Consider the following 23,353-nt stretch of genomic DNA (forward strand, 5'->3'; position numbering starts at 1 on the left):
CCCTGTGGATAACTGCACGCCAGCGGACGTCAAAGCTATGACGCCAATTGCAAGGCGCGAGATTATCTTGCAAACCGGGGGGCAAGCGCCAGCGCCCTCTGTGATTTGCGCGCAAATGAGCGGGTGGCTGGGTTCCCAGTCACACAGCCCCTATAATCGACGCACTTTGTTTGTGGAGCCTGTTATGCCGAATCTCCGTCTTGCCGACCTCACCGCCGAAATCGAAGCCAATGTGCGCCGCGCACTGCTGGAGGACATCGGCAGCGGCGACATTACCGCGCAATTGATCCCGGCCGAACGACTGGCCAAGGCCACCATCATTACCCGCGATGACGCCGTCATCGCTGGCACGGCGTGGGTGGACGCGGTGTTCCGGCAGTTGGACCCTCGGGTCGCCGTGCACTGGCAGGTGGCCGATGGCGAACGCGTCAGCCCCAATCAAGCGCTGTTTCACCTCGAAGGCCCGGCGCGCTCGCTGCTCAGCGGCGAGCGCAGTGCGCTGAATTTTTTGCAGATGCTGTCCGGCGTCGCCACACGCGCGAAGTACCTGGCGGACTTCGTTGCCGGCACTCAAGTCAAATTGCTGGATACCCGCAAAACCCTGCCGGGCCTGCGCCTGGCACAGAAGTATGCGGTGACGTGCGGCGGCTGCCACAACCATCGCATCGGTCTGTACGACGCGTTCCTGATCAAGGAAAACCACATCGCTGCCTGCGGCGGTATTGCACAGGCCATCACGGCGGCGCACAAGATCGCCCCCGGCAAGCCCGTGGAAATCGAAGTGGAGAGTCTGGAGGAACTGCGCGAAGCATTAGCGGCGGGCGCCGACATCATCATGCTCGATGAGTTGAGCCTCGACGACATGCGCGAAGCCGTGCGCCTGAACGGCGGCAAGGCGAAGCTGGAAGCCAGCGGCGGCATCAATGAAACCACCCTGCTGCCCATTGCCGAGACCGGGGTGGACTATATCTCCATCGGTGCGATGACCAAGGACGTGAAGGCGGTGGACCTGTCGATGAGGCTGAGCCTCTGAAAAGCGGCAAGCGGTCAGCGTGACGCTGCAAGGAAGCCGAGTGCCGCCCTTGCAGCTTGCCGCTCTGTTCTAAACCACCAGGTTATTCATCTCGCAATACTCGTCCCAATCCACACCCAGCACCTCGGCCGCTTCCTTGTGCAGGACCAACCGTTGCGCTTCGAACTCTTCCGGTGTCGAGGTGTACTTGAGGGTCAGTTCCCAAGGTTGGAGGCCCTGGCTTTCGGCCTCATCCTCGAATGCCCACTGAATCTGGTCGCGCTGATCATCGGCGCTCAGGTCCTTGATCTCTTCTTTAAGCTGCGGCGATTCCTTGAGGTAGTGCTCAAGAGCTGCTTCGTGCCGGGCTTCCTGGGTCATTTCAGTCGTGGTCATGGTGTTCTCTTAGATCGAGGAATGGGGATGCATCTGGGACATCAGGTTGCGCAGATACAAAAGAACAGGCACGAATGCCGGCTCGTCTGGCCTTCAGAACCATTCTGGGATCAGCTGAAAACATTGCCTTTGAAACAGTGTTGCCTTTGTGCCCGAGACAGGAATCGAACCTGCGACCTTCTACCTGCGAGCTTGATACCTTTTTTCCTACCCGAGAGCGTAGTCAAAAATGTGTCAGAGATAAAGTCTAAAAAAAACCGACGAACGGTATTTTCTTACAAAAAAACGTTCAATTGGACAAAAACACGTTCACTGATCTTACAGATCGCACAAAACAATAGAAAAATCTGAAATACGCCAATACAGAATATACAAAAGAGACAAGAAACAACAACCAATGCCGGCACAGAACTTAGTTAAACTGTAGATACTGTTAAACCATTTTATATAATATATAAAGAACCAACCAAGTATAAAAATCACCCACTTGACTTAAAAACAGGCTACATGCAAACCTCATGAAACTTGTTCGTGAGATTTATCCCATGTGGAACATCACCATAATCAAAAACTTTATTCCACTTCGTCCAGAAGTATCTTTAGGCGAGACTACAAATCCTTCTATGGTTGGTGGCGTCCCAACGCTCTGCTGGCACCAAAACTCAGAGGTACAAAGGACAGACATCCATGCATACCCCATTATTACGAACAAGGATACTGGTGAACTATGGAAGGAGGCTAATCTCTACCTCTTCGATATAACATTCAATGTAAACATGCCGGAACTAGAACCCGAGACAATCCTCTCAAAGTCAAAAGACTTAGCAGAAATGCGGAATATTCTAGACGAAGATGAAACAAGTTATCTATCGGACTCGCTTCACAAAGTCCTACGCCCGACATACGTACTTTGCGAACGTCTAGGGGAAAGACTAGGCTTAGGGAAGTCCAAAGATTCTTGCATTCGAATAATCCGAAATACGATAAGCTTTTATGAGTGGCTACAAGAAAATAAGCACGCCACTTTTAAATACCCTTTGTGGAAAGAGACAGAGATAACTGTTCCAATTGACGACGACATTGGGAGAACCATTTATCTTGAAAAAAAACGATTTGATCTGATTTGGGATTTTCGCAAAAGGTCTAAATCCATTTTATTACAAGCTGAAAATGAAGGCAGCTCAAATGACACTACTATTATTGACGGTGGCCGTCTAACTCCATTAGAGCCTACTGAGCAAATACAAATGTTTGAAAGCTTGAGAGAGTCGAATCGCTACTCGATAGGACTTTCTTTCCAATTTTCCATATCTAGTGGTGCACGGATCGAATCCACATTTACACTGAAGAAAAAACATTTTGAAAAGAAAGCAGTGGATAACGGCGAGTACGTACATATTGCTGCTGGGCCAGGAACAGGGATAGATACCAAAAGAGACAAACCTCAAATACTTGAGGTATCTGGCCTTGTATACAACAAAATTAAAACTTACCTAGACTCTCCTGACTATAAGAAGCTTGAATCTAAGGCCCCCATTTACAAAGATGCTAGGGAGCAGTACGTGTTTCTGACTGACCAAGGGAATCCCTACTACTCAAGTAGCGACCATCGTATGCTCCATAACTTTAATGGCGGAACGATTAGAAAATTTATTGGAGAGACCTTAAAACCGCTTTTGAATAAAAGAGGCTTTTATCGCTCATTCAGCTTCCATGACCTCCGTGCGACCTGTGGCATAAATATGATCAATGCAAATTTGCATCTGGTAGAAAGCGGGGAAATCTCGAGAGATAGACTACTGAACATGGTCAGAAAAAAGCTAAATCTGAACAGCATAAATGTCGCACTTCAGTACCTTGGCTACAATTGCAACCACAAAATCGAGTCAAAAACTCAGGATGCGTGGGAAACTTTTTTATTTAAGGAATGGGACGATTTTAAATGAGCCTGCGCAAACTGCAATACGTAGACTTAGAAGAAATCAAAAACTCCAACGACTTAAATTGGCTGTTAGAAAATAACGCCCCTGAAAACATAGTAATTTACAGTGAAAAAAAGAAATCCATAATAGATATTGGCGGAATTTCTTACATCAAAAGAACAAGACACAGGAGAAGATATGAAGTAAATCTTAGCTCTCTGTGTCCGGAGAGAGCGCTACTTACGAAAGAAATTATTTTGCACTTGGCTTCCTTGCTTACCAGAAAAGTAGTCAAACCAGCATCAGTAAGAACTCGCATATACGAAGGCATTTACTTTTTTGATTGGTATGATGAAAAAAAATCACCACTCACCCTTAAAAAAAATGACTTTGAACTGCTATTCAGAGAATATAGCTTCTACCTACATTATTGCGTCACTAACGGCCAACTCGGTCCAGTAGCAGGATGTAATAGGCAATCATCCGCGCAGGCGCTACTTATATGGGCATCAGGTGATACTGAAACGAATGTTGGCAGGGGAGCATTCATGCTGTCACGGCCGCAAAGCTCCTGCGAAGCCCCGCTAAAAAAGAATGTGGATAGAGCGCTCAATCTCGCCTTACATCTTTTTAATCAGCTAGGAAATTTCGTCACCCAAAACCTAAATTACCCTTTTTTATTAAAACTACCAAACGAAAGCGCGTGGGTTATACCCGCAACTCGCTGGATTTATACTAAACACAGGCTACTAGATAGGTATAACCACCATAATGCCAATTGGATATGGGATTATTCAAACGGACAAATCCATAACTCAGAATGGATACAGGACTTTTATGGGTATCAACCTTCAAAAGCTAAATCTGAGCATTTCAAAGTAGCGAATCGTCTGTTCATAGCTAACAATGATGCATACCACCCGCGTCGACTGAAACTGGCAAGCTGGGCCTATAACTCTTTCATGGTAATGCTATTCGCAGTAACTGGGGCCAATCTTTCTGTTTTCATCGACCTACCATGGAACAATAACATCACTCTACAACCCATACGCCAAGGATTTCGAGCCTTTAAAAACAGAGCAGGACATATCGTTAGCTATGAAATAAAATCGAAATTCATACCTTACTTTCGAAAATTTATCGAGCTTAGGACTTTTTTGCTACAAGGAGAAGATTATCCATTTCTGTTTTTTACAATAAAAAAAGGAATCCCCACCCAAATTACTGAGGATTTTATATATGTGTATTTCAAGCTAGCACGAGATATTCTTGACCCTGAACTTGAACCAATAAACGCCAGTGAATTTAGAAAATACAAGACTGAATGGTCCGCAAACAATCTAAATATTGAAGAAGGCGCGAAGCTCGCGCAAAACACCGAGCAAGTATTTTCTGAGAAGTATTCACGCGGAAATAGGTTGATTCAAGCAACTGAAATTACAGACTATTTTACTGCACTTGCTAACCGAGTTATCGAGAATACTCGTCCTTCATCAAAAATCCCAGCTGGCGAATGTGCAGAAATCAATAACCCCATAAAGATTATTAATGAAATACCTCCATCCTGTTCAACTCACATATGCTGTATTTTTTGTGAACACTTCCTTGTACACCGAAACAAAGAAGATATTTGGAAACTGTTAAGCATTAAGCACATCTGTAGTGATCTTACCAAGTCTGCACAGCTAGGCAACGAAGAAACAATCAGGCTCGTTATAATTGCTATTGACTCACTAATAACGGAGCTAGCAACGGATATGACAACAAAAGTAATTGTCGACGAGTGCAGTTCATTAATCGAGGAAGGTTATTTAAGCGACTATTGGCAACAGTACCTCGACCTCCTTATAAAGTTGGGACTAGTTCAATGACTCGCACCTTTTCGCTGCCGACGCTCAACCAATTTTCGGAACCTGACTCACATCCTTTCAAAACAAATACAGCCGATCTCAAAATTCGCCTCCCCGGTGAGGACTTTGTAATTTCAAGAGACGAGCAAGGGAACATTACATCACGCCTTACAGATATGACTTGGGAATTGGGCTCGTACGCCCAAACTACAAGGTCCTATACTTCTATAAATTTTGATACAAATATCAAAAACCTCAATAGTGAACTAATTGATCAACACCGACTTCTTCTACTTCTGATCCTTCATCCACCTCAGGGGTTCAATAACAACCTGAGTGTTAATACTATTATTCGTCGTCACTCACTACTCAGCAAAGCCGCTAAATACTCCCTACTCCATGACATCTCAATATATAACATTTTCTCATCGCATGAGTGGTTCATTCCTTTCGCAATAACTCTGTCAAAGCGTCTTAAAGAAGAGTTGTATGCGCTGGGGAAATGGCTGTATAAGCTCGGCAACATCCTCCCATTTACATCTGTAAAGCCACCAAAGAAAATAACGAAACGCAAAAACAGAAGTACTTACTCGCAGACACCAGTTATTCCTCAACGAATTTACACTGACATTCTTACTGAACTTGTCCGCAAGACTAGTGAGTTCGAAAGCCGATGGAGTTTGATTCGAAGCTTCATGTCTAAGCGTCAGGAAACTCCCAGCTTTGCCACATCACGAAGCAGGTCTCGCAATAAGCAAAGTGACCTTTCTAACTTTGAGGCAGAAGCTACCGCACATGGTCTGCGAGAATACCTTTTAAATTGCGGAGTTAAATCAACAAATCAATTGGGCAGGCTTTTAAGTGAGATTCAGTACTCTTGCAAGCTTCTCATACATGCTTACTCTGGTATGCGTGATGATGAAGCCTACAGTCTTGGCATCAATCCTATTTCCTATGAACTTATTGATGGGAATAATGTTACTTGGGTCATTGGTACAACTACAAAACTAGAAAAGGGACGAAAAAAGACGCAATGGATCATAGGAGCGCCGGGAGTAAAAGCTTGCAAAATTGCGGCAGATATTTCTGAATTTATTTATACCTACAGCGCGATAGTTTCTGCAACTGAGGAAAAAATGCTTTTCCCCAACGTAAGCGCCCTATCACATAGCAAATTTGCGAAAAATAGTGATTCGAGAATCGTTCCTGCCGACCTAGTCCATGTCAAATTCGCTAAGTTCTTGAGGTCTGATGAAACAGTTATCAGCGAAGCAGACTTGCAAGATCTTTACCTAACGGAAATCGGTCGTGATTGGGCAAATGAACGTAAGTTAGCAGTCGGAAAACATTGGCATTTCACCAGCCATCAATTCAGAAGATCACTTGCTTACTATGCTATCGACGGAGGCCTCGTTCAATTAACGTCTCTGAAGCGTCAACTGCAACACTTATCTTTGCTGATGACAATTTACTACGCCAAAGGATTCACACAATACGGTTCTTTTTTTGGCGACGATCCCGATCACTTCAGGTACGAATACCATGAATGCAAACCTACCGTACAAGCGCTAACTTATTTTCGCGACGTATTCCAATCTACAGTTAACTTATCAGGGGGCCATGGCACCTGGATCGAAAACTTTATTAAATCGCAGGGACCGGTAAAAGTGGCAGCGAAAAAAGAAGAAACTTTGGAAAGTTTCAAACGTGGTGAGATTTTCTTCGTATCCCGTCCCACGGGAGGCTGTACGAAGCCATCATGTAACTTGTGGATTATAGACCCAATTGCAGCATGCTCATTTAAAGGTTGCGCAAACTCTGTGATTAACCCATTGAAAATGCGGAAAGCACTATTCATATATGAACAATTTACTACAGAGCTTACTTTGAACTCTCCTGAGCGATTAACCGCCGAATTAATTCTTTCTCAGGCTGAAAAATACTTTTCAAAGATCAGTGCCGACGGAGTAATTCAATGACCACCATTATGTCACTCTTCGAAGCTCTTTCTCGTCTCGAAAATAATGCTCCTATCATCCTTAAAAAAGGGGAATACCGGATAAACAATGACTCGGTAGCGATAGAAGCCGGAGCAAAAAAGGGATTTATTCGCAAAGAGAAACGAGAGCACCATGAAATACTTGAAGCGATCAAGAAGTGCCAACTTTCATGGAAGCCGCGCCCCGACATCACTGAATGGAAATCCAAATGCGAGTCACTTACCAAAAAAAACAAACGTTTGCAGATGCAATTGAATGAGGCCTGGGCTCGCGAGGTTTTGCTAGCTCAACGCTTAAATGAACTTGAAAAGATATTAGCCAAGCGGTCAAATATTATCGACTTCCCTAAACGCTGACAGGTAAAGGCAAATCGGTCGGCTTTCAGAACTGACTTCTGCCTTTTATTGCTGGACAGGACTGGTGCCGCTTACCGGATTCGAACTGGTGACCTTTTCATTACGAATGAACTGCTCTACCAACTGAGCTAAAGCGGCGTACCTCTCCCATTACGTGTCACGATACCTACTTCGACTACTGGCCGTCAACTTACATGAACGTAAAAATGAGGGCTCTGTCGCCTTTATTCGTGGTAAGCAAAATGCAAAATTTGCACATTGCTGCACGGGACAATTTTTGTAAATCCGAATGAGCTGCTCTCAAGCTCCAAGAACCTGTAACGAGGGCTATAAAACGCAGTAGAGTTTAAACGATTGGACAGGGATATAACTTACCTTGAAGCCTTCAACGAAGGGCTACCAGCTGAAAGCTTAAGGAATTTGCGGAGTCAGTCAGTGACCTATTTCAAGTCAGGTCAACTGAGGGTAGCTGGGATGAGGCAGAAGTGTAACAGTTACAGCCAGTAGAATGCCCGTATTACCACCGACCGCTCCAGCATTGCTCCACCCGACAGCGTAAGTCTCTGTGATGAACAAATCCCTCACCTTCTGGCTGAAATTTATTATGCGTACCGGAATCGCTGGATTAGCTATCATGCCAGCCTTAACAAGATCAAACCTACCTGTAGCTGTTGATCGCCCTAACCAGTGCCATTGCTTTGCAATTACAGGGTCACAAGGTACACTTGATCTACCCATTAGCCCAACGTCGTATTGACCGGAGATTATTTCTGGATCTAATGCCCACTCGCAGCCAACAATTTCCATAGGATTACAGGCTATCTTGGCACCTGGATAACAATCATAACGACACTCATACAGCACTCACTAGTTCGTCTAACTATTATCGACAACGGCGCAAGATTCATTATCAAACTACGACACTTTGGCGCAGCAAATTTCGGTATGCGTGCGCGCTGCGACTGCCTCTTCCATCTTGTTCAAAGTCACTGCGCACCAACCTTCATAGGAACCAACTAAATGTTTAGTATCAGTAGTTTAATAATCAAGAACACCACCCCATTAAATTATAGGATCCGTTAACGCACGATCAGGATGTGTATAACTATAGTAGTCCACATACCTTTCACTGCCGCCAGTCAAACTTAATACGATTCGATTAAGCATAGTCCTTAGTATGCAGGTAACTCTAATAAAATTGTCAATTTCCGAAGCAGGGATCTCATTACCATGCGCCGCATCATTTCGTCTTTGCCAGGCAGAAACTTCCAGATCTCCAAGTTTTAAACCTAACCCCTCATAAAACCTCTTAGCCTTTACTGCCTGTGACGCAGAATTACAGTTACTTAATACCTTGAGATAAATCTCCTCAACTGAATGCTCGAAGCCTTGTTTTTTTATATATTTCTGCAAAGTTTCCCGGTGCCTTTTGAACTCCAGCTTTGAAATAATCAGGCCATCAATTTTTTTCGAATTGTTTTTTAGATAGCTTTTTTGTAAACCTTCAATCATAGCTCCGTAATATGCTGGGCGCATAAAATACGGGGCCGTATCGGCATACCATAACCGCCAAGGCAATGAATCTAAGCCATAACTTCCCATATTTTTGTATATACCACTTGCAACTCTAGAAACCTTATCTGGGTCAATATACTTATCATCTTCATGTCGTGTAATGGTTAAAGGTGCAGGTGGCATTTTAGTGATATTCCAAGCACGGCCGTTGATCATTTCAGGAGTAACCGCGACAAATTCACAAAGCTCTCCAGCTGCCGAATAATTAGTATGGCCACAATAAATCAATGGCAAACCAATAGCATAGGATAAGCTATGACGTATTTTTTCACGTGTCGAAGCATCTGGCAGGCCGATATAAACTAAATATCCACGGCGCTCCTTATTTCCCTCATCTCCTTCATCCTCGATAGCAGTCAAAATGCAGGTATACTCACCGACATCCAGCTTTAAACTTGAGCACAAAGCTCTTTCGCGCAAACTTTTTATAGGAAACTGATATAGTTCATCTCCATCAAAAGTGCGCATTCCACGGGTGGTAATGTTGTCGTCAAACCCTGTTGGCCACTCAAATTCTGTAGGTAGATTATCTAGATATTCAACAATATACGCGGGTTGATACTCGTTTGAAGCTTGAAATTTCACTTCCGCAATTTCATATTCGACGATTGAATGATTTTCTTCATACCCCCACGATGTTTTGCTATCACCCATAAGGACACCACCCAATTCACCAGCGCCGAGAGGACTGCTAAACAGGATCCGATCACAACTTTTTCTTGGATCACCAAGAGTACGCAATTGTTCTGGAATATGTACACTCGGCTTAGCAAAAACCCTGAGCATTATCCTGTGACTATCGTCCCTTGCAACGACCACGTTACTAATATCAGCCATCAATAAAGAGTGTGACTTAAGCGTAATCGGGCCACTAAAGCTTGGCAATTCTAAGGAGTTCCAACCCCATAAATTCATGCGTATATACTCATTTTTCAGGACATGGAGGCGTACATAAAGCAAACTCTGTTCCTGCATAGAGAGTTCAAGCTTAATATTGGCCGTTGAAAATCATCAAAGAAGTCCAAGGGTAGCTAAATACGCTCCAACCTCTTTCATTCCCCTATCCGCTATAGAGATCAGAGCGTCACGTTCTTTTCTCTCTGTAGGGAGAGGCCCAGCTTGAGGAACCCATCTCCTAACATCTACATGTGGAAGCCTCTTTGCGGCTAAAATCATTGCCATGAGGTCATCTCGCGCCGCTCTGTCGCTCATAACAGAAGCGAGATCCTGTCCTTTAGAGCCATAAGTGGTCGCGTCGACCATTCTCGCTGCGTGGAATGAAGCTCGGCGGATAATGCATGGAACGCACTTTCCGCACTGCACGTGCGTTCGTTTCCACTTACCACATGAGACTGTATCTGAGACTAACTTTCCAAGAGTAGCTTGATCCAAACATTCAAGCAGCATCTCACCTTTAGTCTTTAGCGAGTACGGATTAGCGATTTTTACTGGAAGACCAACCATATCTAGAATCTGCTGAAACAACCCCAGATAGTAAGGATGGGTGGTTCGTGTGCTCAGTGCTCCGATACGCCTTCGAGTCATTGGAGGGTTCAACGCGATCAGCCCGTTCTCTGGAACGAACAACTCCACAGGGGGGCCTGCGACGCGGAGTTGAGCAAGTGTCGATGCCACAAGCGTGCCGTATGCGAGAAAGTTAAAACTACGCGTACGCATTTGCACATCGGTCTGGGTCCCCAGCCAAGAAATCGGATTCGCTACGGCGGCAAATCTAGAGACATTGATAGGAAGCTGGCCACGAATCGCGATCTGCTTTTCTGAGTCACCTCTATAGGAATGACTGATCAGCAGAGGGCGCCGTCCACTGGCTAACAGGTCTAGCGCACCGATCCCGCTGTCCATGCCGCCAGAGAAAAGGCTTACACAGTCATGGCCTGCCATAACCGTTATATGACCGCGTTTCTGCGACGGTAGCTGACGGGGTCCATCTGGCAACAGCGTAATATCCCAAGTGTCCCCACTCAGAAAATGCAGCGTCCTCTGGAGTAGCGGGATGGCAGGCTTCCAAAGATCTGGATCGGCAATGGGAATCGACAAGCGTAGATCCCGAGCCCACCCATCGTCGGCTTCCGCCTTATCAACGAACGTGTCTGCGGCGGTGATAGCCATCGCGATGGTCAACAAATCGAACCCAACTCTACTGACCGGCGCCCCCAGTCGCCGTACTTCAGCCCTGACCGGCCCCCCTATAGAACAAGTACCACGAGCTGGAGGCCGGGTGCCGTACATCAGTACAGGAATAACATTCTTCGACGGTGGTGGTAGCAAATGGGGTTCATGATGAAAAATAAGATTAGTCACTGTTCGTAGCTCTCCCATTCACTCCACACTTCCTTGATAGCGAGTAGCTGAACCTGCTCAACTCTGGCGGAGGTGAACGACTTCAGGCTGCCACTCAACAGTGGGCGCATATGTTTATCTGTAACTGACTCAACCAGCGAGTGCAGGTCCTTCTCCGCTTGTTCCACTTGACCAGCCGACTTGGCTTTAGCAAAGGCATCATTCGAATCCAGAACAACCTGACCGAACACACAGTTCGTCACGTAGATCAGCATCATTTGCACAAGCATCTCGTCCGTGATTCTCGAAAAATCAAATTCGTCGTAACCTTGAAGGCACTCAGAAAGTGCCTCGTTCATTGCTACGCGTACACGATCAGAATCGCCGTCCTCGATTGCCAGAGCCTGCACGATAATGCTAATTGCAAGATCAGTGTCTTGTCCGTTCAGAGATGCCAAATCAAGGCCCGGAATCGACTGCCCTTCACGGATCGCCGCCATTGCTCCGAATAGCGCTCCGCCCGCCCCTGCCATTGACCCAAATCTGGCGGAACCGACAACGCTGCCACCGGTTGCAGCACCTGCATAGCTGCTCACTGCTGAACGAAGGTAATCACCATCACCACTGGCGACGAATTTTCCTAGGCTCGTGCGGAAGTCCTTGAATCGCTGTGGTGGGACCGGGGGTATTGGAGGTAGTCCGTTTGTGTCTACCCAGCCAGGAACATAAGGCGAATTCCCTCCAGGCCCTTTACTTGAAGTCGATGTGCCCATGTTACTTGGACTCTTTTTGTTTAAACCAGGTCGCGCCCTTTACCTTGGCGCTTAGCCATGGTTTGAGTTTTCCTGGCATAACCGTATGAATGAATTCAGATAAAAGGCCTCCCGCATCCGCTGAGTTCTCTGCGAGCAATTGTGCGCCCTCAAAACCTGGTGCCCTCAAGGACCAATCAGAATGGGAGCGCATCGACTCAATAAGCTGGGCCATAACAAGACTGCGCTCCGGCGCGGGTATAGATTTAACGGCCGAGGTTGCCACTGGAGACGAAGTATTGGTTGCTCGTTTTAAAACGCCAAGGGCATTTGCGGCGTCCGCCGACAAGCCTGCGCGCAAGACCCTCAGTGGAGTCGTTTCACGGCTCAAGTAGACGATTGGACGAAGATCTTTCGAAGTTAGGGGAGGTTCCAGAGTCAGCCACTCCCGCAACAGCTCGCTCTTTTCTCTCCATACGTCAGGACAGGCTGCCTTGAATTTTTCAGGATCTTCAAGAAGAGTTTCCAACAAAGCCAGAGTCTCAGGCTTCCCGCCCGCTGCGGTATTTATAATGGAGTAAAGGTGAGCAATCGCTTTTTCCTCCATGCACCTCTCAAACAAAGCAACTTTTGCGATCAATGCTTCGTTGACAGGCATTTTTCTGACTTTCGCAACACGAGAACGCATACGAATCACGTTGAGCATGCGTTTTACGATTCGAGGGTTTCCCGAAATTGAAGTCGAGTTGGCGAGCATAGAAGCTATTCGATCTGCAATTGGAAACGCCTCTGCAACGTCTTTAGGAACATCAGAGCCGAGGAGGCTTAGGGCTTTTTCCGTGCTGATCGGTTCGTCTTTCCAAGCCTCACGAAGGTTCGCCTCAAGCCCCGCTCTCAGCCTTTCAAGGCTTTCGGAGTTGGTTTGACCACCGGCAGACGCAAAGAGCAGAAAAAGGTAAGCTCGCACCTCCTGAACGCCGAGTTTGGGTACTCGAACCGGTACTTGAATTAGCTTGTCGAGATAGTCAGTAACATGTCTATCACCAGGATCTTTGAAGTGCTGACTTACAGAATGCCGAACCATGTCCTCGTCAGCAGCGACCACAAAAGCGGTGTGCCCCATGAAGAGAAATAGCCGAAGCGCCTCCAAGGTGTGAATGGTTTGGGCGGGCAAGCACCGATCCAAGTTATCGACGAATACCACCAAAGTCTTGTCGAGTCCTTCGAGCACATCCGCAAACTCTGCCCTAAAAGCGGCGATCTGCTTGGGCGGCGTATTTTGCTTTTCGTCCTCTAGAAGACCGGAAAAGTGCTCTTTGGCCTTCGCCCCTCCCTCCTTCAATGCCGTAACAGAATCACTATCAACGTCGCCTGAAACAAGCTTACCAAGAGCTTCCATACCTTTCATGCCGACCCCAAAAGCGGGGACACCTGCCGCCAGTGCCCCGCCTTCCACCATGAGGCCCAGCAACCGCATTTTCCTTACTCGGGAAAAGAGCTTTCCAGCCTTCTCGAATAACGACGCAGATGACCGAGTAGCATCCATCAACGTGGACGCAATCACTTCCATAAGCGCCGCACGTGAATCATCAAATCCTTGATACAACCAAGCATCGAATCGAACGATGACGAACTCAGGATGTTCCTCGTCAGGGTTCAGTCCATCTTCGATCAAGTTCAATAGCGTCGACTTTCCGGTGCCCCATGACCCAAATACACCAACCGTCACTGGCCTCATGTTGGGATCACGGATCACATCGATGACGAGATCTGCGACCTCGGAGTAGTTTAGGAAATCTTGTTTTGTATCGACGTCAGCCCACATATAGGCCTCCCTGCCAGCGGTCATACGAGGAAAATCGCGATGGGCACCCCTCCAGTTGTCGGCGTATTCCCACGTGGTTAAGACGCTATCATTCGCCAAAAACCGGGGCAACGCCATTGTTTTGGCATCATATATCGACAGAGGGGGTCCAGAGATACCACGCCCCTTAACCAGAAAATTCGGAATAGACCCAAAGATCTAGCCTTGGGTAGGCGATGATGGCAATCTGACTGCGCACTGAGACCAGCCGTTATGCAGGTCATAGGCACCTAAAAGGAGTTAGAAATGCCAGATTTATCGCAAGATAAAATAGATGAACTGAAAGAAAAATTAGTTCGCTATCTCACCAGTCGTAGAGAAACGGGCGAGGCGGAATTTTTAGCTGCTGGCGGATCCGCCGCAGTATTTAAAGCATCTGTGCACGGATCAATAAGAGCGTTCAAAGTTTTTGACCCGAAATTTATAAGCGCGGAGGAGGGTTCAAAAGAGAAGGAGCGGCTAAAGTTACAGTCAAGGTTGATAAATCATGAATGTGAAAATCTTGTCCAAACATATGACATTAAAGATTTTGATGATACTGCAATAATCGAGATGGAGTACCTGGAGTGGCCTCAACTTAAAGCTGTTCTAAAGAATGTACCAGATGAAAGCGTATCGAGTCTTATTAACCAGCTAATCAATGCTGTTCGATTCCTTGAAAGTTATGGAATTGTCCACAGAGACATAAAGCCAGAAAACATACACGTATCTGAAGACTGGCTTAATTTAAAACTCCTTGATCTTGGCGTGGTTCGGGAATTTGATCCTGGTCCGGACGCAGCTGAAACTGATCAAGGAAATCAGCGCCCATTTTTGGCTACTGCGCAATATAGCTCCCCTGAATATTTGTTCAGGTTGGATGAACCATCAATTAGCTTGTGGCAGGGACTAAATCTGTACCAGGTGGGAGCTGTGCTACACGATTTAATTATGAAAGAGCCCGTTTTTCGGGCAGAGATGGAGGCGGGGAATAGATGGCTAGTAGCGAAGGCGGTGCTGTTGCATCCTCCCAGCTTCCAAGATGCTAACTCTAATCGATTGGCTTATTTAAAATCTTTATCCGCAAAATGCTTAGGTAAAGATCTGAGTGTGCGCCTTGCGCTTGTCAGCTGGGAAGACTTTGGGGCTTCTGAAGGAAGCTCCGGGCTAGCCTCATTAAAACATCGAATAAAAGCAAGACCTGTAGCGCAACCTGAACATGAAAACGTGCTGAAATTTCATCGCCAAAAACACCAAAACACTTTAATCGAAAAGGTTAGATTTCTACTAATTTCGGCGTGTGGTACAGACCTACCTTTAGAACATGGTGTATCACACTTCAACAATCACGGTGTAGCGACATTCCAATTCGACTGTTCCAAGCAGGTCACAATCACCATACATATGATGCTACAGTGGCAGGATGGACTGTATTCAAGCACCGCAAACGTTCTCTTAGCTGGTCGTATGATAATGGCTGGCGGCAATTACGATTTTCCCTCATGTTTATTTCGCTTAACAAACACTACAACGCTTGAGTCATCTGGCGAGGTTAATGCTGAAGCAATAGCCGAAGATATTTCAAATATAGTTGCAGAGGGCTTGACATTATTTGACAGCAACAACGCCGTGGGCGGCCCTCTAGAAAATCTAAATAACTACAATCTAGCGAGCAAGGACGGAACTAATGAACAATAATTGGTGGCGTAGTAAAAAAGAAATGGATCAGGCGCAGAAGGACTTCATTAGACTACCTGTAGAAGGCCGATATTTACTTTCTGGCCCACCTGGCTCTGGGAAAACTAACTTATTGCTTCTACGTGCCGAAGTGATGGTAGGAAGCGGGGAAAAAGATATTCTGTTCATTACATTTACCCGATCACTTGCAGATTTTATAAGGAGCGGTGCGGTCGCTAAAGGATTCGTTAAGCCCGATCAAATCAGAACCTTTCACTCATGGGCGGCGGAATATGTTAATCTCAACCTTCGTCAAAGATTAAGCTGGAATGATGGGGAGTTTGGAGATGACTCGAGAGCGCAAGCTCTTGAGCAGCTAATTGCTGCGAACGCTGAAAGACAATCCGAGAAAATGTATAGTGCTATCTTTGTTGATGAGGCTCAAGATCTTTCCGTGGGGGAGTTGACAGCATTACTTGAACTATCGGATAAAGTTTGCGTATGCGGCGATGATAGGCAAGGTATATACCACCAAGATGGGATGGAAATAGCAGATAGAATCGGCTTAGATTCCCACAAACTAACAAAACATTTCCGTATCGGCCAAGAAATCGCAAAAGTCGCAGATAAATTGATGCCTCCCCCCAGAGGAGGACAATTACTAGAGTCTTCATGCAACTACGACCCAGCACTCCAAGGTGCGTCAAGTGCCATTCTTCACACATGTGATACTAGGCAGCATCAACTTACCGAAATGCATAGGATTATCAACATCCAGTTAGATGCATTCCCTGGCGAAGCACTTGGTATATTCTGCCCTACTCAGGAAGATAGACTAGAAATAAAAGAATATTTCTCTAAAACCGAGCTTGCCAGTCGGATAAGTACTCATGGCGTAGATCAAGATGCGACGTTCGCTAGTGACTCGATCATCCACATCATGACACTCCACGCCTCTAAAGGAACTGAGTTCAGATGCGTCCATATATTTGGGGCCGAGGGATTACGTCGATACCCATTACGGAGGACTACATTGAGTTACACCGGCGTCACGAGAGCGAAGACAGCTTTGAACGTTTACAAAACTGGTGACACTACTCCTAAAATGGAAAGCGCGTTTGCTACGCCTGTCCTCTTTGGTCTTGATAATCTTTTTCCGGATGACTGAAAAATGACAGATCTTAGATATATTTTTTCGCAAAGAGATGATCTGCCTGACGCTTTATTTTCCATGCAGGGAAACAGTATCAACACAGAAAGTTCACCTTATCTTTTTTCTAATGCCTCACAAGGCGCAGTACTAGGCTTTTCGACTGAAAATCTGGACTTGGGGTATACTTCTCCCTCCTTAGTAATTTTATCGACTACCAAGACCGCAGAGCTATTTGCATGGCTCAAGACCTATGCGACAGAGACATATCCACTAAGTCAGTTCGGCAGAGTCGTAAGCGCTGATGATTTTAAAGCAGTAGAAAGCCCTAAAAACACAAGTAACATTTATTGGAAAAGACCTGATCGATGGTCCTCAATAGTTATAGGGGAGATACTGGCACAGAGTGACTCTGATCCCATAGTCTCTATACTGCCGTTATCAAGAGCAAATGCAACCTTCTCTTTTGCGGTAGCAAAATCAGCAGTAGCTCATCGGAACGACTCAGTTACAGACGAGTGCATACGTAGACTCAAAATACTATCGTCAGACAAACGTTTTTTAGACAGATCTTTATCACTAATAGACATCAATCCAGTATGGAGAAATCTAGGTTATTTGTGGGATAATTCTCAGGGCCTGGAGCAACTTCTATCGCTAATCACGGCGCCCTCCAATGAGCTTTTTGAGTCGCCTCATGTAACTGCTCGAAATACAGCTTTTACAGAGCTTCTGAGTGACTCCGTCGAACACAGAGTGCTGGCATTTCGGAATTTTTTAGGCGCGAATAACATAAATGAAAAGTCTTATAAAGACGACTCAAGTAAAGCTTTTGATATCGCGCTAGCTGCCTTTTTGGTAGGCCGTGGTACTTCTCATGTTTTCTTGCTCAAAGAATCTGCACGCTTGTTTCCAGCCGTTTACGTTTGGTTTGGGTTATTCGCTGGACTTGCGGGCCCCATTTATTGGGACATAGCTTGGGCGCGGGCAGCTAAAGGTATAGAAAAAACTCTGAATTCTAACTTTTCTTGGACCGAGTCATTGCCATGTGATATTTCTTGGCCAGAATACTTATGGATTGCGTCCATTGATAATGAAAAACTTATTGCCGATATCCCTAAGCAACTACCTAAAGTATTGACAATTGAAGTTTTTCCGGGGGCGACCTGCCAACTTAGAATGAAGTCGGCAAACCCAATCCAGCAAAATCTTGACGTGCCGATTGAGAAACCTTTTGAAGAATCTGTATTTCCTCAAGCCGAGTTAGTATACGATTTTATAAGAGAATTTATTAAAGTCTCGGACAAACATAAACTAGGCATAGATGTATCAACCATTGGCACCGACAATGCCAATATATCAAAACCTACTACTCCTGCTAAGAGAAATAAACGCAACCGCTAAAACAGCACGCAGGTCGACCCCCTTAATCTTTATCGATTAGGGGGTCAGTTTAAATCATGACTATTTTATTTACAGGCACACTAACTTTAATTAGTGATTTCCTTTAAAACGCCTAACTACTGCTATCCTGACATCCCGCCCTCGCGTACTCTGATGCTATCTACACCCTCCAAAAAAAAAATTCACAACCAACCCGGCCGCACAGTCTCGCCGCTGGGCGTTCGAGGCGTCTGTCTGGCACGCCTCCCCTCATCAAATGGCAGAGTCCAGCCCCCCTGACAGAGCAGGTCTCCTGCGCGATGGCATCATCTAAACATATTTGGTTGAAATCGTAGCGGGAGCGATTATGAAACGATTCATCCAAGGTAAGCCTCGGACACCATTCACCTTACTGTCGGAGTGCTTGGACGATTACGTAGTCGAGGAGAATCCAGTGCGCGTGGCCGATGTTTTCGTCGATGAATTCGACTGGGGCGCACTTTGATTTGAGGGCGCCGATCCTGCCGCAACCGGCCGAACGGCCCACCACACAGCGAAGTTGCTGAAAATCTATATCTACGGCTACCTCGGATTCAGTCCACCCACAGGATTGAGCGCGAGGCCGACCGCAACGTCTAGTTGATGTGGCTAACGGGGCATTTTTGAAAAATGACAGACGCTATTCACAATTTTCACTAGCGTCTGATTACGTTGATCCCGCTCCTAAGAAATCATCTAGCCCGCGCTGCCCACGCGGGCTTTTCACAACCTGTATTGCTGATCATTAGCCAAGAGAAAAATTTCGGAATCCGCACGAACCAAACCAAATAGCCAATAAATTGGCGCCATTTTATAATTTTGACATTTTTTTGACCCTAGCTCTTGAAAGGCCATTTGCCACCCCCAGATAGTCTCTATCGGCGTTCATTTTCACAAGGACAAAAATTAGATGACAAGCCCTCAGATGATTGACCGTTTTACAGGCTCGGCAGGCCGAGCCTCATTGATTGAAGTGCTTCTGGAGCAGCGCTTGGTTTTGGGAAAGGAGGATTTAGCAACACGGTTTGCCGAAGTTGGAGAACTCGTTCAGATTGAGAAAGATCGCGAATTCATAACGCAAGGGGACCAAGATTCAGACGTTTATTTCATCATCACTGGTGCAGTCGAAGTGCGAGTGCATGATCGCAAAGTTGCTACTCGCGGGCCACAGGATCATGTTGGGGAAATGTCTGCACTGGTGCCCACAGCGACCCGCTCTGCAACAGTCGTTGCTACGGAACTCACCTTAGCACTGAAGGTTTCTGCACAAGACTTCAAATCTGCGGCGGACAATCACCCGTCAGTCTGGCGTCATGTAACCAAGCAACTTGTGGAACGGCTTACCCAGCGAAATCAGCACGTGCGGCCGTCTCATGAAGCGGCGCTCGTTTTCATTATCTGTTCTACCGAGGCCCTGCCAGTAGCGCGAGAAATCCAAAACCAGTTTCAGCACGATAAGTTCTTCGTAAAAATTTGGACTGAGGGCACCTTTAAGGCATCGCAATACGCTCTAGACAGCCTTGAAGAACAGCTCGACGAAAGCGATTTTGCGATCGCTATCGTGACGCCTGATGACCTCGTTGAAAGCCGAGGGGAGGAGCAAGGTGCTCCGCGCGACAACGTCATTTTCGAGCTTGGACTTTTCGTCGGCCGTCTCGGCCGCCCTCGTTCATTTCTCGTTGAGCCGCGTGGCGACGAGGTACGGCTTCCGTCAGACCTCAAAGGCATCACTACTATCGGATACAGCACGCGCTCGGCTCAGGATTTGGCCTCGCGTCTTGGCCCTGCCTGCAACCAAATGCGAGAAATTTTCAACGAACTGGGCCCGAAGTAATTTCCAGGGACCTGCCTTAAGGCTGCTTCAAATAAATGGTACGCAGAATTCGTACCGATTGGGGAGAGGATAATGAGCAAGAACTGGAACCATAATCGGGCGCTTGAGCACATCAACAAAAAACTGAAAGACGTAGAGAGTGTCACTATCAAAGACTATGTTCGCGACATGTCGTTGGTATCGATTCCGACGAACGTTGCGTATAGGGTTGATGGTGTGCACCTTTACGCGGATATCCAAAATCTGAGCGACATGCTAAACATTACGGCGGTCGAAGGTACAGATTGTCATAAACGGACGCTGCGCTTCCTGGACCAGCATTACCGAGCGGTTAAACGCATTCTGGACCGTGTTGACGGGCGTCGTGTGGACTTCCACAGCCAACGTCTGCATGCGCTTTTCACCAAACCCTACAACAGCGAGACAGACGCAGAGAAGAAGCGCGTGCAGCGCGCAGTTGCCACCGCGCAACTGATCGTCGATGTTCTAGCTGAGACGGGCGATGATGATCAACAAATTCCAGCTGCGAAGGTTCGTATCGGCATCGATAGTGGCTTGGCACTAGCAGTCAATAACGGCCGCAATGGTTATCGTGAACCCCTATTCCTTGGCGATCCGGCGAACCATGCTGCCAAACTTGCGAGCAACAATACCACCCGCGGCATTTATCTCACCAATGCGGCCCGAGCGGCTGTAGACCTTAAAGAGGTAGACGCCCCTGAAAAGTCGCCTCTCTCTAAGGATGAGGTAAAAGTTTGCCAGGACGCTGCGAAGCTTGATGTGACCGCAGAAAACATCGTGGAAGAGTGGCGCGAGGATTTGAAAGAGAACCCCATCGGCAATTTTCAGTTTTCGCGTCAGACACCACCGCTCTGCGACATGGACATCATGGCGCTCACGCCTGCCAATTCTAAACGGCAGGATATGGTGAGCCTGTATGCGGATATTGACGGCTTCACGGCCTACGTTGCCGATAACATCGAAGACAACGCACAGGATGTAGTCCGTACGCTGCACGTGCTTCGAGCAGAAATGGAGCGGGTAGTAACGTCCGATTTTGAAGGGCGTCGAGTGCGGTTCATCGGTGACTGCATCCAAGCGCTCACTTGCGAGGGTACAGCGCAGAACACTGATGAAGAAAAATCTGTGTCCGAGTCCACGCGGCTCGCGGGTGCACTGCGAAGCAGCTTCAATCTCTCTATTGATCGACTGAAGGAGTTCGGATACGAAAGCGGCAAGCTAGGGCTGGCCATCGGTTTTGACCTCGGCCCAGTTTCAGTTACTCGCCTAGGACGGCACGCTGATCGCATACGCTGCGCGATTGGTCGCAAAGTCATTGAGTCGGAGAATCGTCAGTGCGCCTGTAAGGGTGATGAAACTGCAATCGGCCAGGCGGCATATGACGCTGGCTCTGAAGCGGTAAAAAAGCTTTTTGGTACTCGTAAAAAAGTTGCCAATCTAGACTACGTAGAAGCCACAGAAGCATTGGCTGACGATGGGGATGAGTCGGCAAAGAATGCTCGTGTGGCTGCTTATGCTGGCTCTCCTGCAATCATCAAGTCAGACGAGCGCGTTGTTGAGCCTTACATGACTGGTGGGCTTGAAGAAGTAGGCTTGCGTTGAGCACAGCACTTCACCTACTTACGCAGATTGCTCCCGATTACGGGGGCTCCTGCGCTCAATTTCCCAACCAAGCAGGCATTTTGAAGTTGCCTGTTCAACTGGTTGATGGCCGGACAATACCTTATGTCTTAGAACTTCGCGATTTAGACAGTATTGTTTCGGTACGTGAGGAGATTTCCGAGCACTTACCTCCATTTTGCCCGGAAAGGCACATCAACTCAGACGGCACCTTCTGCCTAAATTACTCACCAGTTCATTCTTTAACGATTGAGGACGAAGCGACGGCTCGCGCCTGGATGGAGACCGTTTACAAGTTTTTGAAACTACAGGAGAGAGCGAAGGGGCTGCGCAAGTGGCCAAACGACAAGGCTTGGGCACATGGCAATGCTGCGCGCCATCAGATGCGGGTGCAGGCGGCTGTAAAAGTACTGGGTAAAAACCTGGCGAACGCGCAGTCCTCGCGCTTGCTTACGGTTAGGCGTAGGTACTCAAAGGGCCGTGCAATTCTTGAATTGCTCCAAAATGGTGAATGCCTATACCGAGTTTGGGAAGCTACAAAAAAAGTCGCGAATCACAGCAGGAAATGCATCTGCGGAATTTCAGGGCGACGACGTCCTAAAGCGCTCCGAAAATGTCTTGACCATGCAGCGCAAGCAGTAGAGCTAGTGCTAGCTCTGTATGAATGGGACCTGGAAGAAAAGCGTTACTGGGACATTATGCAAAATAAGATTTGCTGTGGAACTTGCGATAACTGTCCGCTCGCTTGACCAACAGTGATACTGCGTCCGACCTGACCGCCATTCATGAAAAAAAATTCCTGTGATTCACCGCGCTGATTTAGATAGAAGCAGTTCACCGCAGTAGTCGGAGCATTCGATTAGCAACGATCGTATCAATAAGCCTGCATTTCAAAAGACGTAATGAATGAATGCCGGTGGCGAGCCAAGATGACGACATAGTAGCTTCCGGCACTTACAGTTTCATGGGTAGAGCTATGACCTCCAATGGCGAATAAAACCACGGCTCCCGACGATTGATCACTCTCGCAATAAGGCTCAACCACGCAAGAGAGAGCTAGATGGATTCTATCGATACCAACTCAAAATATCTAAATTTATGCTTCTTCGCCTCGGCCTTCGCTTCCTGCTCAGCAATAAGCGTACTCAGCGTACTTGCTTCGTAAATGAAGGTCTCTACTTTACCCTCGAACTGAGAGGTAACACTGAGTGTCACTCTCAACTTTGGAGAGCGAGCTGTCGGGGCCCGCCGGGCTTTCGACGTTTGCTGTTGCTCTGACTGGATCCGTAGATCATGAGATTCCGGCGCTACCTCAGTGATCGTCGTGCCGAAAAGCGCATGGCGCATTTCTTCTTCGCTCAAATTCTCTTTCATGCAAATGTCTCGTATGCTTTGGCTGAATGACCATTCATAAGTGGTGAAAGACTCAGGGGCGTACCATTGTCCTCAGAAGGCAACCCAATTGATAGGATTTGTACGCATTCTAACTGAAAACCTAGGCGACTTGATGGAGGGCTCAAAGACACAATCTAAGAAACGATAGGGGATATTCTATTCAGGTAGGCTTCGTTTCACCGCTGTAAGTACTACCGTTGACCCTCGAAAATATTAGTCACGCCTAC

The 23,353-nt window shown here is 46.9% G+C and carries 17 protein-coding genes, 1 tRNA gene and 1 pseudogene; 12 read left to right on the forward strand and 7 right to left on the reverse strand.

The genetic code is table 11. The features are described 5' to 3' along the window. The first annotated feature begins 184 nt into the window (after window positions 1-184). Entirely contained in the window at window positions 185-1,033 is an 849-nt protein-coding gene (gene nadC, locus FIV35_RS14780; protein ID WP_034095838.1) for a carboxylating nicotinate-nucleotide diphosphorylase, read from the forward strand. A 69-nt stretch (window positions 1,034-1,102) separates the two neighbouring features. On the opposite strand, the gene FIV35_RS14785 is transcribed toward nadC, so the two are convergent. After that, complete coding sequence (locus tag FIV35_RS14785) at window positions 1,103-1,408, reverse strand: DUF6388 family protein (RefSeq protein WP_034095837.1); 306 nt, start codon at window positions 1,406-1,408, stop codon at window positions 1,103-1,105. Window positions 1,409-1,926: 518 nt separating this feature from the next. On the opposite strand from FIV35_RS14785, the gene FIV35_RS14790 reads away from it, so the two are divergent. From FIV35_RS14790 to FIV35_RS14805, 4 genes are read left to right on the forward strand one after another with little or no spacing between them, the layout of a single operon-like run. Then, a complete protein-coding gene (locus FIV35_RS14790; RefSeq protein ID WP_083377910.1) occupies window positions 1,927-3,354 on the forward strand; it encodes a site-specific integrase in 1,428 nt (475 codons plus the stop codon). Beyond that, window positions 3,351-5,201, forward strand: a complete 1,851-nt coding sequence (locus FIV35_RS14795) for a hypothetical protein (RefSeq protein WP_146374990.1) — start codon at window positions 3,351-3,353, stop codon at window positions 5,199-5,201. Before FIV35_RS14790 ends, FIV35_RS14795 begins: the two co-directional genes overlap by 4 nt. Further along, complete coding sequence (locus FIV35_RS14800) at window positions 5,198-7,159, forward strand: site-specific integrase (RefSeq protein ID WP_146374992.1); 1,962 nt, start codon at window positions 5,198-5,200, stop codon at window positions 7,157-7,159. Before FIV35_RS14795 ends, FIV35_RS14800 begins: the two co-directional genes overlap by 4 nt. Then, on the forward strand, window positions 7,156-7,536 hold the full coding sequence (locus FIV35_RS14805) for a hypothetical protein (RefSeq protein ID WP_052198916.1): 381 nt from the start codon (window positions 7,156-7,158) through the stop codon (window positions 7,534-7,536). The genes FIV35_RS14800 and FIV35_RS14805 overlap by 4 nt, the downstream gene beginning before the upstream one ends. 62 nt (window positions 7,537-7,598) lie before the next feature. Here FIV35_RS14805 and FIV35_RS14810 read toward each other — a convergent pair. From FIV35_RS14810 to FIV35_RS14830, 5 genes are all read right to left on the reverse strand, one after another. Continuing rightward, window positions 7,599-7,674 (reverse strand) — tRNA-Thr (locus tag FIV35_RS14810). 924 nt (window positions 7,675-8,598) lie between these two features. Next, on the reverse strand, window positions 8,599-10,086 hold the full coding sequence (locus tag FIV35_RS14815; protein WP_146374994.1) for a hypothetical protein: 1,488 nt from the start codon (window positions 10,084-10,086) through the stop codon (window positions 8,599-8,601). A gap of 36 nt (window positions 10,087-10,122) precedes the next feature. Then, window positions 10,123-11,451, reverse strand: a complete 1,329-nt coding sequence (gene qatC / locus FIV35_RS30165; protein ID WP_331716807.1) for a Qat anti-phage system QueC-like protein QatC — start codon at window positions 11,449-11,451, stop codon at window positions 10,123-10,125. Then, the gene (locus FIV35_RS14825) at window positions 11,430-12,185 is read right to left on the reverse strand and encodes a hypothetical protein (RefSeq protein ID WP_034136936.1); all 756 of its coding nucleotides are present in this window, start codon (window positions 12,183-12,185) and stop codon (window positions 11,430-11,432) included. The genes qatC and FIV35_RS14825 overlap by 22 nt, the downstream gene beginning before the upstream one ends. A gap of 1 nt (window position 12,186) precedes the next feature. After that, window positions 12,187-13,989 carry a KAP family P-loop NTPase fold protein gene (locus FIV35_RS14830; protein ID WP_034137086.1) on the reverse strand — a complete coding sequence of 601 codons (1,803 nt, stop codon included), beginning with the start codon at window positions 13,987-13,989 and terminating at the stop codon, window positions 12,187-12,189. 285 nt (window positions 13,990-14,274) lie between these two features. On the opposite strand from FIV35_RS14830, the gene FIV35_RS14835 reads away from it, so the two are divergent. The 7 genes and pseudogenes from FIV35_RS14835 (at window position 14,275) to FIV35_RS14865 (ending at window position 22,480) form a co-directional block, all read left to right on the forward strand. Beyond that, a complete protein-coding gene (locus tag FIV35_RS14835) occupies window positions 14,275-15,705 on the forward strand; it encodes a protein kinase domain-containing protein (protein WP_034136935.1) in 1,431 nt (476 codons plus the stop codon). After that, window positions 15,695-16,852, forward strand: coding sequence for a UvrD-helicase domain-containing protein (locus tag FIV35_RS14840; protein ID WP_034136934.1), 1,158 nt, complete (start codon window positions 15,695-15,697; stop codon window positions 16,850-16,852). Before FIV35_RS14835 ends, FIV35_RS14840 begins: the two co-directional genes overlap by 11 nt. 3 nt (window positions 16,853-16,855) lie before the next feature. After that, window positions 16,856-18,238, forward strand: coding sequence for a hypothetical protein (locus FIV35_RS14845; protein WP_146374996.1), 1,383 nt, complete (start codon window positions 16,856-16,858; stop codon window positions 18,236-18,238). Window positions 18,239-18,584: 346 nt separating this feature from the next. Continuing rightward, window positions 18,585-18,853 (forward strand): annotated as a pseudogene (locus FIV35_RS29890) (transposase); the annotation flags it as partial. A 313-nt stretch (window positions 18,854-19,166) separates the two neighbouring features. After that, a complete protein-coding gene (locus tag FIV35_RS14855; protein ID WP_052198914.1) occupies window positions 19,167-20,090 on the forward strand; it encodes a TIR domain-containing protein in 924 nt (307 codons plus the stop codon). A gap of 72 nt (window positions 20,091-20,162) precedes the next feature. Then, a complete protein-coding gene (locus FIV35_RS14860) occupies window positions 20,163-21,713 on the forward strand; it encodes a nucleotidyl cyclase domain-containing protein (RefSeq protein WP_052198913.1) in 1,551 nt (516 codons plus the stop codon). Continuing rightward, a complete protein-coding gene (locus tag FIV35_RS14865) occupies window positions 21,710-22,480 on the forward strand; it encodes an E2 domain-associated cysteine-rich protein (RefSeq protein ID WP_146374998.1) in 771 nt (256 codons plus the stop codon). The genes FIV35_RS14860 and FIV35_RS14865 overlap by 4 nt, the downstream gene beginning before the upstream one ends. A 307-nt stretch (window positions 22,481-22,787) precedes the next feature. On the opposite strand, the gene FIV35_RS14870 is transcribed toward FIV35_RS14865, so the two are convergent. Next, a complete protein-coding gene (locus tag FIV35_RS14870; protein ID WP_034136933.1) occupies window positions 22,788-23,105 on the reverse strand; it encodes a hypothetical protein in 318 nt (105 codons plus the stop codon). Window positions 23,106-23,353 lie beyond the last annotated feature (248 nt).

The sequence above is a fragment of the Pseudomonas rhodesiae genome (genome assembly GCF_007858255.1).
Classification (GTDB): domain Bacteria; phylum Pseudomonadota; class Gammaproteobacteria; order Pseudomonadales; family Pseudomonadaceae; genus Aquipseudomonas; species Aquipseudomonas rhodesiae.